12 protein-coding genes are annotated in these 13,503 nt (G+C 54.8%); 4 read left to right on the forward strand and 8 right to left on the reverse strand.

Annotated features, from left to right (window positions below; all coding sequences use genetic code 11):
• Window positions 1-149: 149 nt before the first annotated feature.
• Window positions 150-1,364 carry a multidrug efflux MFS transporter gene (locus B498_RS01425; protein ID WP_008503282.1) on the reverse strand — a complete coding sequence of 405 codons (1,215 nt, stop codon included), beginning with the start codon at window positions 1,362-1,364 and terminating at the stop codon, window positions 150-152.
• Between the two features lie 167 nt (window positions 1,365-1,531).
• Window positions 1,532-2,215 carry an extensin family protein gene (locus B498_RS01420; protein ID WP_008503284.1) on the reverse strand — a complete coding sequence of 228 codons (684 nt, stop codon included), beginning with the start codon at window positions 2,213-2,215 and terminating at the stop codon, window positions 1,532-1,534.
• 103 nt (window positions 2,216-2,318) lie between these two features.
• On the opposite strand from B498_RS01420, the gene ddlA reads away from it, so the two are divergent.
• Window positions 2,319-3,419: a D-alanine--D-alanine ligase gene (gene ddlA / locus B498_RS01415; protein ID WP_008503285.1), complete on the forward strand. Its 1,101-nt coding sequence runs from the start codon at window positions 2,319-2,321 to the stop codon at window positions 3,417-3,419.
• Here ddlA and B498_RS01410 read toward each other — a convergent pair.
• A complete protein-coding gene (locus B498_RS01410) occupies window positions 3,416-3,652 on the reverse strand; it encodes a DUF2754 domain-containing protein (protein WP_008503286.1) in 237 nt (78 codons plus the stop codon). The two genes, ddlA and B498_RS01410, sit on opposite strands and share 4 nt — an antisense overlap.
• A gap of 247 nt (window positions 3,653-3,899) precedes the next feature.
• Here B498_RS01410 and B498_RS01405 point away from each other — a divergent pair, with 247 nt between their 5' ends.
• A complete protein-coding gene (locus B498_RS01405) occupies window positions 3,900-4,199 on the forward strand; it encodes a DUF2755 family protein (RefSeq protein ID WP_008503287.1) in 300 nt (99 codons plus the stop codon).
• Here B498_RS01405 and B498_RS01400 read toward each other — a convergent pair.
• From B498_RS01400 to B498_RS01390, 3 genes are all read right to left on the reverse strand, one after another.
• Window positions 4,196-5,293 carry a DUF1615 domain-containing protein gene (locus B498_RS01400; protein ID WP_008503288.1) on the reverse strand — a complete coding sequence of 366 codons (1,098 nt, stop codon included), beginning with the start codon at window positions 5,291-5,293 and terminating at the stop codon, window positions 4,196-4,198. The two genes, B498_RS01405 and B498_RS01400, sit on opposite strands and share 4 nt — an antisense overlap.
• A gap of 14 nt (window positions 5,294-5,307) precedes the next feature.
• Complete coding sequence (gene sbmA, locus B498_RS01395) at window positions 5,308-6,528, reverse strand: peptide antibiotic transporter SbmA (RefSeq protein WP_008503289.1); 1,221 nt, start codon at window positions 6,526-6,528, stop codon at window positions 5,308-5,310.
• Between the two features lie 114 nt (window positions 6,529-6,642).
• Window positions 6,643-7,176, reverse strand: a complete 534-nt coding sequence (locus B498_RS01390; protein ID WP_008503290.1) for an isochorismatase family protein — start codon at window positions 7,174-7,176, stop codon at window positions 6,643-6,645.
• A gap of 204 nt (window positions 7,177-7,380) precedes the next feature.
• Between B498_RS01390 and ampH the strand changes: the two genes are divergently transcribed.
• On the forward strand, window positions 7,381-8,541 hold the full coding sequence (gene ampH / locus B498_RS01385) for a D-alanyl-D-alanine-carboxypeptidase/endopeptidase AmpH (RefSeq protein ID WP_008503291.1): 1,161 nt from the start codon (window positions 7,381-7,383) through the stop codon (window positions 8,539-8,541).
• 2 nt (window positions 8,542-8,543) lie between these two features.
• On the opposite strand, the gene B498_RS01380 is transcribed toward ampH, so the two are convergent.
• Entirely contained in the window at window positions 8,544-9,167 is a 624-nt protein-coding gene (locus tag B498_RS01380) for a helix-turn-helix domain-containing protein (RefSeq protein WP_008503292.1), read from the reverse strand.
• 93 nt (window positions 9,168-9,260) lie between these two features.
• Window positions 9,261-12,035, reverse strand: coding sequence for an autotransporter outer membrane beta-barrel domain-containing protein (locus tag B498_RS01375; protein WP_008503293.1), 2,775 nt, complete (start codon window positions 12,033-12,035; stop codon window positions 9,261-9,263).
• A 453-nt stretch (window positions 12,036-12,488) separates the two neighbouring features.
• Here B498_RS01375 and hemB point away from each other — a divergent pair, with 453 nt between their 5' ends.
• Window positions 12,489-13,463 (forward strand): porphobilinogen synthase, encoded by a 975-nt coding sequence (gene hemB, locus B498_RS01370; protein ID WP_008503294.1) that lies wholly within the window; start codon window positions 12,489-12,491, stop codon window positions 13,461-13,463.
• Window positions 13,464-13,503: the final 40 nt, after the last annotated feature.

Raw genomic sequence — 13,503 nt, forward strand, 5'->3', positions numbered from 1 at the left:
AAGAAATTAATTATGGTATGCAAAAGTGATACAGAAACGGAAATAAAGAGACCTCGCCGTGAGCGAAACGTTTTTCTATAAAAAGACGCCGCATTTTGTTATATAAAAATGCGGCTACCATAAGAATATATAATACATCTGCGAAAGCGTTATCTCGCCGATTTCGCCTCCGCCATTTGTCTGCGGCGTCGCAGCGCAATAGCCAGCTGGATAATATTGATTAAAACGACAATCGCCGTCGCCGCAAATACCCAACGAAAACCGGCCATCGCGGAAACGGAGGCGCCAATAAGCGGACCGGCAACATTCCCCAGATACATAAATGACTGGTTATATCCAAAAATACGCCCCGTCACCTGGTCGCTGGAATATTTGACCAGCAGGGTCTGTACCGCAGGCAACATGGCGCCATCGGCAAAGCCGAGCAGAAATCGCAGTACGCCAAGCTGAAGCGGAGAGGTGACGAACGACATCGCAAAGAAGAGCACCACCGCAAAGATCAGCGTCGCCATCAGGATGCGCGCCGTACCGATCCTGTCACCCAGTTTTCCGAGACGCGGCGCGGAAATCAGGGCGGATACGCCCGGCACGGCGGCAATCATGCCGCTTAAAAAAGCGATGTTCGTGCTCTCCGGCTCCATTGACTTGATAAACAGCGCCAGTATCGGCCCCACCGAACCGTTACAGAGCTGGATCACCATGGTGGTGACAAACAGGCTGATCATCAGCCCCGGATAAGGCAGCGAGGCGAAAACGGCCTTGCCGCTCAGGCGTTCAGATTTACTGATAACCGGGCGGCCTCCCTCTTTAATCAGAAAGAGCGTGACCAGAAAACTGACCACCAGCAGAACCGCAGTGATGATAAATACCGCGCGCAGTCCGACGTGGTCCGCCAGAAAGCCCCCCAGCAGCGGGCCACCGATGACGCCGCTGATCTGCGCCGTGGAGAGCGTGCTCAGCGCCCAGCCGCTCCGCTCGCGCGGCACCTGAGAGGCGACCAGCGCCATGGCGTTTGGAATATACCCGGACGTCAGCCCCATCACCGCCCGCAGGAAGAACAGCTGCCAGACGTTGGTGGCGAAGGCCTGCAGCAGAATGGCTATCGCCATCCCGAGCGAGGCGCGCAGCAGCATCAGTTTTCTGCCTTTTCGATCGGCCAGGCTGCCCCACATGGGTGACACAATCGCGGAAACCAGAAAGGTGACGCTGAACGTCAGGCCGGACCACATGGAGAGCGCTTCGTGCGAGGTGACCCCCAGCTGCGAGACGTACAGCGGCAGGAACGGCAAAATCTGGCTGATGGCCAGCCCGGTGAAGAAGCAACCGAACCAGACCGAGATGAGATTAACTTTCCAGGATTCCATACAGAATAGTCTTCATTTTTAGGCGAATTCGCCGTCAGATTAGCAAGTTACGCGTGTTAACGTCGCACCAGAGATGCGGCCTGACCGACTTTGGTGTTTTATCTTCCCAGTCATCATATTTGTGAAATAAGTCACAATTCATCCATTTTCTGGCGGAATATTATGCTTCACCGGCACAGGCCAAAACCGCGCATTCCGAGATGAAAATGGTTGGCATGCGCCGCGTTGTACTCTGGCCCCAGACCGTTCCCGTAGTACCCGCAGCTTGCCGCCAGCATCGCCTTCAGCCAGGGCTGCGTCGTGGCCGCCTTCCAGCCGTTCAGCACCGTGACGCGTTCGCCGTTCGCCAGACGAAAAGCGGCAATATCCAGCGCCTCCGCCGTGGCATGTTCACTGCGGCGCGCGTCAGGGCGGTGGTAAATATTGCGGCAGGCAAAGCTGCCGAGGTGATCGATACGCACGAGGTCGCTGCCCGTATAGCGTTTTGTCAGCGGCCGGGCCTGCTGGCTGATAAAGAGGGCTGAGCTGAGCGCCAGCGGACAGCTGGCAAGAAAACTGCCGTTCAGGCCGACCGGGCCGAAGTCTCGCACGCGCACGACGTCGCTCAGCGGGCATTCCCCGGCGCTGTCAGCGACCGGCTGGGTGCGGATGAGATCGCGTTGATTAGCCTGCGCAAGCAGGCTTGCGCAGGCCTCGGGCGTTAAGCGCCGAAGCTTATACTGGGTGATTCGGCCTGGCGGATCGTCAAGCGTCAGCGGTATGAAAGGGTTGTAGTAAGGCGGCAACCAGCGGTAACCCACCGTTGCGACGGCGATAAGAATCAAAACGGTCAGCAGCGTTTTTCCTTTCACTCGCCCCCCTGAACATTCCCCCAAACATTATGGCAGAAGGTCGCGAAACCCGCCGGGCATCGTGGTATGTTATTGGCTTTTCGTCAGACTGGAAGAGAGTGAGATGGCTAAGCAGCGCGTAGGTATTGTCTTTGGGGGAAAATCAGCGGAACACGAAGTGTCATTGCAATCGGCTAAAAATATCGTTGATGCGATCGATAAAAGCCGTTTCGACGTGGTGCTGCTGGGCATTGATAAACAGGGCCAGTGGCACGTTAACGATGCCAGCCAGTATCTGCTGAATGCTCACGATCCGGCCCATATCGCCCTGAATCCTTCAGAAATTAGCGTCGCCACCGTACCCGGCGTCGCGAAGGGGCAGCTTATCGATGCCGGCAATGCACAGGCACTCGCTCAGATCGACGTGGTCTTCCCTATCGTTCACGGTACCCTGGGGGAAGATGGTTCCCTGCAGGGGATGCTGCGCATGGCCAACCTGCCGTTCGTCGGCTCGGACGTAATCGGCTCCGCCGCGTGCATGGACAAAGACGTCACCAAACGCCTGCTGCGCGACGCCGGGCTGAATATCGCGCCGTTTGTGACGCTCACCCGCGCCAACCGCGACAAGCACAGCTTCGCGCAGATTAGCGCTGAATTGGGTCTGCCGCTGTTTGTGAAGCCAGCAAACCAGGGCTCCTCCGTGGGCGTCAGCAAAGTGACCAGCGAAGCAGAGTTCACCCAGGCCGTCCGCCTGGCGTTTGAGTTCGACCATAAAGTGGTGGTTGAGCAGGGCATCAAAGGCCGTGAAATTGAGTGCGCCGTGCTGGGCAACGATTTTCCACAGGCGAGCACCTGCGGCGAAGTGGTCTTAAACAGCGACTTCTACTCGTACGACACCAAATACATTGATGATAAAGGCGCGCAGGTTGTCGTGCCTGCGGCTCTCGATCCGGCGGTTAACGATAAGATCCGGGCGATCGCCATTCGCGCTTATCAGACGCTCGGCTGCTGCGGCATGGCGCGCGTGGATGTGTTCCTGACGCCGGAAAACGAGGTGGTGATCAATGAAATCAACACGCTGCCGGGGTTCACTAACATCAGCATGTATCCGAAGCTGTGGCAGGCGAGCGGCCTCAGCTACTCGGAACTGATCACCCGCCTGATCGAACTGGCGCTGGAGCGTCATGCCGCCGACAGCGCGCTTAAAAGTTCCGTAAACGGTTAATCGGCGCGCTTCGCCGACGCTGCCTCATCCGCTGTCGTCTCTTCAGGACGGCGGCGGATAATCAACCCCGCCAGCCAGAAACTGATGACCCAGGTCACCAGCCCGACGGCATAGGTTTGCCAGCCTTTTGCTTCAAACCCCAGCAGACCCACGACACCGTTAAGAATAAAGATCAGCCCGATAGCGAAGGCGTAGTAGTGCCAGTCACGGCGTAGTTTGGACGTGAGCTTCATAACAACTCCGGCAGGAAAAAAAGACATCCTCTCACAGTTTTACGGCCAGGTCTGTGGCAGATACGGAAATTCTGAAACGCGACGCAATTTCACTTAAGTTAATAAATTGTGACGTGCTGCAGAAATCAACAATCCAGGAGGATTCCGTCGCGTAAATTACCACGATTCTGATATTGACAAATGCGATGACCTGTCAAACTCACCCTGTACGAAGCGTATTAACAGAGCGATTTATCCGGAGGTCATCATGGCTGACTTTACATTGTCGAAACCGATTTTTGGCGGAAAACCAAAAACCTCCACGGCGGGTAATATCGCGTATGCCCTGTTTGTTCTGTTCTGCTTCTGGGCTGGCTCGCAGCTGCTCAATATGCTGGTCCATGCGCCTGGCGTTTATGAACACCTGATGCAGGTACAGGATAACGGACGCCCGCGAGTTGAGATTGGCTTTGGCGTCAGCACCCTGTTCGGCCTGATTCCCTTCCTCGCGGGATGTATGATTCTGGGCGTTGTGGCATTAGTGCTGCGCTTTCGCCGCCGCCGTTAAAGCCCCATACAGCGAGCCCGACGATCGTCCACGCGTTTCGCGAACCACGCGGTGGTCAGGTTACGCGTGATCTTCGGGCTTTCCAGCTGGATCCCCGGCAGGATAGCCCTCGGTAACGTTTTCCCGCTTTTCTTATCGGCAAGCGCAAACACTTTCTTGTAGAGATCCGTTTTCTCAAAGGCCAGGCTGTCGCCTTTCTCAAGCTGACGGCGAATGTCGCTGTTGCTCATATCAAGCGTTGTCGATAATTTCTGGATCGCACGCTCGGTGCTTCCCGCCTCGCTGCTGCCGTAGGCGATAAGATCGCCGTCCAGCGCCAGCTTAACGCCGCTTGCGCGGCTGACCGCACTCTGGAATGCCGCATTACGGCTGGCATACCAGCCTGCGTTAAAGTCGGCAAAGCGGTACAGCGGCTCATCGTAGTTCGCCGGGTAGTTCAGCAGGTGATACGTGCCGAACCACAGTCCGCCGCGCAGGGAGAAGACCTCCTGGCGCACCGTACCGTCGATTTTCCACGGATAGCCGTCGGTGTGTTTCTCCGCGAACGCGATGCTTACCTGCATTGGGCCACCGGTGTGGACCGGGTTCAGTGAGCCAAACAGCTTCTGCCCCATCGGCACCATGTTGATGAAATCATCGAAAATAGCGCTAAGCTGTTTTTCGGTTTTCACCGTATCCAGCCGTTCGCTGTAGCTTTTGCCGTTCGGCGAGGTGATTTTCAGCGCGGTATGCACGAGGAATACCGGGATATGCATGGACTCCGCGCGGCGGTCGATCTCTTTCCAGGCGATTTTATTCAGCCCCGGCACAGCCGGGTCTGACTGGTACATCGACTCCTGCTGTGCCACCGCCAGCACCGAACAGATGTTCTCCTCGGTCGGCGCAATCTTTTGGCTCTCAAAGGTTTTTGCCAGCGCGTCTGCCCACGCATTGCGATCCTTCACGCTGGCGGGCATTTTCTGCCGCACAACGCTCGCCACATCAACGGGCTTCTCGCCCTTTTTGAGCGGAGCGGCCCCCTTTTCGGCACAGCCTGCCAGCACAAAAGCGGCCAGTATGGTCAACGGTAACGCGCGCGGTACGGCAAAAGGCATAGCAACGTCCTGTATTAGCTAAATGTGTTGGTGACTTCCTGCAGGTCACGATCGTCCAGCTCGCGTTCAAAGCTGCGCAGACGTTTGTAGATGGACATCAGTTCCACCAGCGTGGTCCAGGAGCTGATCAGGTACTGGAACGACCCACGAACCTGACCGAAAACGTTGGTGATCTGCGTCATCAGACCGAGCGTAATCGTACCCGCAACAATGGACGGAAACAGCAGGAACAAACCGAAAACGTTATCCACCTGCAGATACAAAATACGCGCAATGTTGAAATACATATAGTGGAAGTAGAGACGGAAATAGTTACGACGCACGGCGCCAAACAGCTCGCGGACGGTCGGCGGCGAGGCGCGGTTGGCATCGTCTTCACCGTACACCAGCTCTTTACGGTATGCGGCTTCGACGCGTTGATTTTTAAACTCCAGACCCGGCAGTTTAATCCCAACTACCGCCAGCAGGCCCGTGCCCATCAGCGACCAGACAATCGCGGCAATCACCAGACCATACGGAATGTGGCCGACAATCGGCAGATCCGGCACGTGCGCCGAGAGCGTCACCAGCACCGGCAGGAAGGCAATCAGCGTCATGATGGCGTTGATAAAGCTGACGCCCATGTCTTCAAGCGTGGAGGCAAAACGCATGGTGTCTTCCTGCACACGCTGTGCGGCACCTTCGATATGGCGCAGGTGCTGCCAGTGCGCCATATAATGTTCGTTCATCGCGGTACGCCAGCGGAAAACGTAGTGGCTAACGAAGAAGTTGTTCATCACGCCGATGATCACCGCAATCAGGGCGATGCCGAGGAAGACGCCGACCTCATGGTAGAACTGATTGATGGTCACCTTGTGTGGCGAGCTCAGCGCGGTCTGGATCAGATCGTAGAACGGTGCATACCAGGCGTTAACCGCTACGCCCACTTCCACCAGGAACCAGGTCACAAAGATAATCAGCGATGTGCCAAGGATCGACCAGTACTGCCAGCGGTGGGGTGAATAGACAAACCAGAACAGGGCAAACAGCCCTACGCACACCATGTAGTAGGCGTAAAACAGCAGGTAGCTCAGCGACCAGAAGCGCGCCGCGCTAATCGGCACCTCGCCTGTCGCCCCCGTGATGCGCGTCAGCCATGCGCCGCCGCCCGCCTGCCAGAAAATGACAGCGATCAGTGCCCAAATAAATGCCGACAGGAAAAAAGGCCCCGGCTTTGGGAAAAAAGACTTAAACATAATGCTTCCTTCTTGTTGTTATGGCTGTTGCTGTGTACAACACGTCACCACACGAAAACCTGCCCGAGCCAGCCTCCCGGCTCCGGCAAAAAGGTCAGACCCGAGCGTTAATTATTAGTTCGCTTTCCAGTTTTCAAGAATTGTTTCGGTGCGTTTCACCGCGAGAGGATTCGCTGGCGCAATGAAGTTACGCCAGACGTCGTTGTGATGGTTAATCAGGATCTGTGCGTCAGCAACCGGACGGTTGGCGGTGGTATGGGCATCTTCGGCAACGGTGATGTGATAACCCCGGCTGACGCCGTTCTTGATCGTCGCATCGACGCAGTAATCGGTGGCGCAGCCGCAGATGACAAACTCGCGAATGCCCTGCTCCCGCAGCAGCGCCTCAAGCCCGGTGTTGTAGAAGGCATCGCAGGCGGTTTTGGTCACGTAAAGCGCACCAGCAGGCTGATGGAGTTCAGGCAGTAGCGCAAACCCTTCGCTTCCCTCTTCCAGCCCCCCGGCCTCGGTGTGCTGTATAAAAATCACCGTGTCGGCTGCCTGCGTAAGCTGGTTGATCAGAGAGACACACTTTTCGCGCTGATGACGAGGGGTTTCAAACACCCCGTTTTGCATATCGACAACCATAACCACACGCTTCTCAGACATACCGTTCTCCGTAAGATTGAGTGACACTGGTGCCTATCATAAGCCCGATGTCACAAAATGGGAGATGGCTCGCAAGTAAATTGTTCATATTTACCCATGGTTACGTTTTTCTCGCTATCGTTATGCAATTCGGGGCATTGCACGGTACCGATTAGTAGTATAAATACCCATTACTTTCCTCATTCACTTCATGGATGCTTTTCGTTGAAACGTTGTCTGCTCTCTTTTGCCGCGCTGTGTGCGGTGAGCTTTTCTACCGCCCAGGCAGCCCAACCGCTGACGGCTCCCGTTTTAGCTTCAGATATTGCCGATCGCTACGCGAACCTTATCTATTACGGCAGCGGCGCGACCGGTATGGCGATGGTCGTTATCGACGGAAACCAGCGCGTATTTCGCAGCTTTGGCGAAACGCGCCCGGGCAATAACGTTCACCCGCAGCTGGATTCCGTTATCCGCATCGCATCCTTAACCAAGCTGATGACCAGCGAAATGCTGGTGAAACTGCTCGACCAGGGCGTGGTGAAGCTCGACGATCCGCTCAGCAAATACGCGCCGCCAGGCGCCCGGGTACCCACGTATCAGGGTACGCCGATCCGGCTTGTGAACCTTGCTACCCACACCAGCGCCCTGCCGCGTGAACAGCCAGGCGGCGCGGCGCATCGTGACGTATTCGTCTGGCCAACGCGCGACCAGCGCTGGAGCTACCTGAGTACCGCCACGCTGAAGGCGGCGCCGGGTTCGCAGGCCTCATATTCAAACCTGGCGTTTGACCTGCTGGCGGATGCCCTCTCAACGGCGGCTGGCAAACCCTACACCCAGCTGTTTGAAGAGCAGATCACCCGTCCGCTCGGCATGAAAGACACCACCTTTACCCCGTCCCCGGACCAGTGCCGTCGCCTGATGGTAGCGGAGAAAGGCGCCAGCCCCTGTAATAACACGCTGGCGGCCGTGGGCAGCGGCGGGGTTTACTCCACGCCTGGCGACATGATGCGCTGGATGCAGCAGTTCCTTTCTTCGGATTTCTACTCTCGCAGCAGCCAGGCCGACCGTATGCAGACCCTGATTTATCAGCGTACTCAGCTGCATCGGGTCATCGGGATGGACGTGCCGGGTAAAGCCGATGCGCTCGGCATGGGCTGGGTCTATATGGCACCGAAAAATGGCCGGCCAGGTATTATTCAGAAAACCGGCGGCGGCGGCGGATTCATCACCTATATGGCTATGATTCCGCAGTCGAACGTGGGCGCGTTTGTGGTAGTCACTCGCTCCCCGCATACGCGTTTCGTCAATATGAGTGACGGTGTTAATAACCTGGTGGCGGAATTGAGTGCCAATAAAGCCCAGGTGCTTACCGCATCCAACTGAGATTAATATTCCGTGGGCAAGCGGTTGATGCTGACCAGCTTGCCCCGGCTCATATTGATATAATTTCCCTGTCGCAGGGCGGCCAGAACTTCGGCAACAACAGAACGTGAAATGCGTGTGCTTTGCTGAATATGATTCATCACACCGATTTTTGAACGCAGCGTTTCATCCCACTCGGCCATATTAAGCAGCATCGCGCGGATCTGGTGATAGGAGTTATTGCCAACCAGCTGCTTATCGCGCTTCTCAAGAATGTAATTTATCCAGGATAACCAGCTGAAGGCCTCTTTCCACAGTGAAAATTGCTGGATTTGTTGTCGGGTAGTTTCTGTGGATAAATAAAAACCGGTACAGGCCGTTTTAGCAATCACTCTGTATTCCTGTGAATGATTAATCATCACCGTAGCCAGACCAAAAATAAAGGGGGCAGTCGCAATCCCCACCAGAAGTTCATCAGAAGGGCGATAGATCTCAATAACGCCGGTTTGTAATACGATCGTGCGAGGCTCATTCGATTCGCCCGACGTAATTAATTGTTGGGGTGCACATGTAAAAGGGGTACTGGCTGCTATTAACCCCTGTTCGAGCCGGCGTAATTCAGAAAGTGGTTTCGCATTAACGTTCATGCAGACCTCAAGTCATCCGTATTTGTCGGTTCAATATTATTTTTATTGCTTCGCTAAAAAGCGGAGGAGATACCCCCTCCCCCGCTTTATTCATTACCAGGTATATTTCACACCCAGGTTTGCGCCCCAGTTCTGGTCAACGTCGCCGCCGCCAAGATAAGTGGCATCCGTGTAAGCGCTGAAGTTCTTCGTGAAGCTGAACTGGGTGCCCAGCCCAACACGAACAGCTGAACCTTTCACGCCGTTATCAATGCTGTCACCGTTAATATCGGCATTGTTATCGGCGTCGTCATAAACCCAGGCCAGTTTGAAGTAAGGGGTCAGAGCCTGATCGCCGCCGTAGTTGAAGGTGTAACCCGTATCAACACCGAGTTCATAACGCAGGCTATCGTATGATTGTCCATCCATACGCATGTCATTGCTGAGGCGATAATCATCGCCTGACTGGAACAGACCCGATACGGCTGCGTATGGCGTTACGTAGCCAGAGAGGTTTGGCTTCCAGTCATAGCCCAGCTTCAGACCAAAGCCAACAGCGTCACTGGTGGTATTGCCGTCAACATACTGACCGTTGCTCATGTTAGCGGAGAGATCGTTGTTGAAGCGGGTGTAGCTCAGGGAGCTGTCGAGGAAAAGATCGTTCATGAACTTCGCTGACGCGTAGATCATCGCCGTCTGGCTATCCTGATCGACCTGACCGGTACGATCGCTGATATCGCCCTTCGCGAAACCTGCCGCACCACCGACGATCCACTTCGCGTTATTACCGTCAATCTGGGTATCCAGACCCACCATAATACCGCTCACGTCCTGATCGTAGCTGATAACGCCGTTGTCACCGTCGAAGTTGCCGCCGAAGTAGCTCACCCACGCCCCGCCGTTATCCGCCAGGCCGTGACGGCTGTTGGTCAGACGCGCACCTACGGTATCCTGCTGCAGATTCCAGATATTGGTATTAGCAGAAGGGATGCTCAGCGCCATATTGGCAGAGTCGGTCAGTTCTTTCTGCTGCAGAACGACGGCGTCACCCTGCTGCTGCGCCTGGTAGGTATAAGCACCTAAATCGGCTTTGTTTGCGGCAGTAAAGCTGGCCGCCGTATCCGCGTTATTGTCATAGACACGGACAATCTCTTTATTTTTGTAATCAGCGACGGAACCTGCTCCGGTCGCGTCGTCGATACGGACTTTATAGTTGCCTGCGACGTCACCGTTCACCGCCAGATGGCCGTCAGAGTGAATGGCCACTACGCCGTAGTCATAATCGGCGCTGCGCTTGTCGTTAGTGATATAGCGTGCGTTGTTCAGATCGCTGTTCAGCACGTAATCGCGGCTCGCAACATTCAGCACGCCGCCATCGGTCAGAACCATAGTGTGCGTATCAACCTGGCCCAGACCCAGCGCCAGCTCTTCACCGTTATCCACGGTGATGGTGTTGGCATACAGCTCGGCCGTTTCTTCCGTCAGTGCCGCACGGCTATCGCTGTCCAGATACAGATGGTCGGTGGCCACGCCGCCGTTGTCGCCGATGTTCAATGAGGAAGCATTGGTCAGAGTGATGGTATCCGCCAGCAGGCCTGAGTTTTCAACATTGACCTGAGACTGGTTGTTTACCGTCAGCGTGTCGATGTTTGACATCTTGCGGGTATCCCACTCGGAGCCGTTATCCAGTGCAATGTTAAACAGACCGCTCTGATACACCGCGTCACCCGCAACATGTGCGTTGCTGTCATAGGTGGAATCCGGCCAAATGCTGTTCGGGGACAGCGTGCGCCAGTCTACATTGCTGTAGCCCTGGCCATACATCTGCGTCGTGCCGATAGCCTCAATGCTGGACTGCGCAGCACCGACCCATTTGCTGCCGTTGGTCAGGGTGACATCCAGCTTATCGGTGCCGTCCCAGCCGTTGGTGGTAGGGTTATAGACGCCCTCTTCGGTGGTATCGGTTGCCGGATCGCCGTTCGGGTAGAAGTTGTTGTCGAAGGTGCTGGAGAACAGGATGTCGCCCGTAACGGTGGAGTGATCGAACGTGGCAGCGGTCTGCATCGCGTTATCAGACGCGCTGGCGGTAACAATCAGCGCGGCATCATCTGCCCCTGTCGCGTCGGTTTCACTATAGTCGCTCGGCTTCGCGGTCTGACCGTAGAATCCGCTGGTACCTAAATCGCGGTACGCACCGGAAGTCAGTACCGAATCTTTTACCAGCAGCGTGTCGGTAAAGACCTTGCTGCTGTTGGCTACGCCTTCAACGCCGTCGTACGGGGTATTATCCCGTTCCTGATACCCCTGCGTCAGGGTAATCCCCGCGACGTGAGAATTATTCTGGATAACAATATCTGATTCCACGTCCAGGGTAATCGCATTACCCATATCATAGGTATCCAGATAGTGTCTTTCCGTATTTTCCCCATTCACAACATCATACGCATAATGTTCATACGTATCATTAATGGTGGAATTATCAACGGTCAGGCTAAAACGATCGTATTGAGCATGTTGGGTGCCGTCGGCATCCAGACCATCAGCACAGGTGGCGGTCATACACTGAGAGGTAATCATGCCATTAATGGTGCTGTTGGAAATACTCAACGCATTCGCCCGACCATTGATGCCATCATCGAGATAGTACGTTGAAATAACACCATTCACGGTGGCTTTATTAATCACCGGGTAAATATCACCATCGTGGATGGCATCTGAGAAATCCCAGTCGGCATAGCCATAATACCAGGGAGTGGTCGCTGTATTATCGTATCCGAAGGTATTATATGTCGTACCGGAAATATCCTTCGCATTGGCCTGAGAAGCGATAGCCAGGGTGCAGGCTAATGCAAGTTGAGATACAACGAGTTTCTTTTTCCATGTTTGCATTGGGTCATCCCTCCTCAGGGACGTAAGCAAGTTTGTCCATCAATGAATTTGCAATATTTAATTGCGGAGGGAATTATGCAGTTTCATTTCGAAAAGGTTCAATGAATGTTTCCATTAAGTCCGCATTCAGACAAAAAACAGATTCAGACTACAACGCACAGGGCGTCATAAAATAAATATTATAAAAACAAAATGTTAATGCACGGGCAAAGCAATTAGGGAAATATCATAAAAAATAATAAATCATTTTTAATGATACATTCATTTCCATATAGAAATAACACAAATATCTCATTCTTCTCTCAGCGTTATACTGTCCTGCATTATATATTATTGGTAACAGGCAAACTCATCTGCCGCATTTCGCAAAAGCAAAATGCCCACTTTAGTAAAACACCCGTCGCCACTTTGAGGTACACTAGCCCTCTTTGTTCCACAAACATCAGGCATACCATGACCGATTTAATTGCACGTCCCCGCCGTCTGCGTAAGTCACCTGCACTGCGCGCTATGTTTGAAGAGACAACCCTGACCTTAAACGATCTGGTGTTGCCGATTTTTGTTGAAGAAGAGATCGATGACTACAAAGCCATCGAGGCCATGCCGGGCGTCATGCGCATTCCGGAGAAATATCTGGCGCGTGAGATCGAACGCATCGCCAACGCGGGGATCCGCTCGGTGATGACCTTCGGCATCTCCCATCATACCGACGCCACCGGCAGCGACGCGTGGAAGGAAGATGGCCTCGTCGCCCGCATGTCCCGCATCTGCAAAGAGACGGTACCGGAAATGGTGGTGATGTCCGACACCTGTTTCTGTGAATATACCTCTCACGGCCACTGCGGCGTGCTGTGCGATCACGGCGTGGATAACGATGCTACCCTGCTGAACCTCGGCAAGCAGGCGGTCGTCGCGGCCGCTGCGGGTGCGGACTTCATCGCACCGTCTGCGGCGATGGACGGACAGGTTCAGGCGATTCGTCAGGCGCTGGACGCGGCCGGTTTCACCGACACCGCCATCATGTCCTACTCCACCAAATTTGCCTCCTCCTTCTACGGTCCGTTCCGTGAAGCAGCCGGCACGGCGCTGAAGGGCGATCGTAAAACCTATCAGATGAACCCGCTGAACCGCCGCGAAGCGATTCGTGAATCCCTGCTCGATGAAGCCCAGGGCGCAGACTGCCTGATGGTAAAACCGGCTGGCGCATATCTTGATATCCTGCGCGACATCCGCGAACGCACCGAGCTGCCGCTGGGCGCTTACCAGGTGAGCGGCGAGTACGCAATGATCAAGTTCGCCGCGCAGGCAGGGGCGATCGACGAAGAGAAAGTGATCCTTGAAAGCCTGGGTGCGATCAAACGCGCCGGCGCGGATCTGATCTTCAGCTACTTCGCCCTGGATCTGGCCGAGAAGAAAATTCTGCGTTAATCCGCTTTAGCGCCGGGTGGCGGCTTCGCCTTACCCGGCC

The organism is Enterobacter sp. SST3, assembly GCF_000286655.1.
Classification (GTDB): Bacteria; Pseudomonadota; Gammaproteobacteria; order Enterobacterales; family Enterobacteriaceae; genus Enterobacter; species Enterobacter roggenkampii.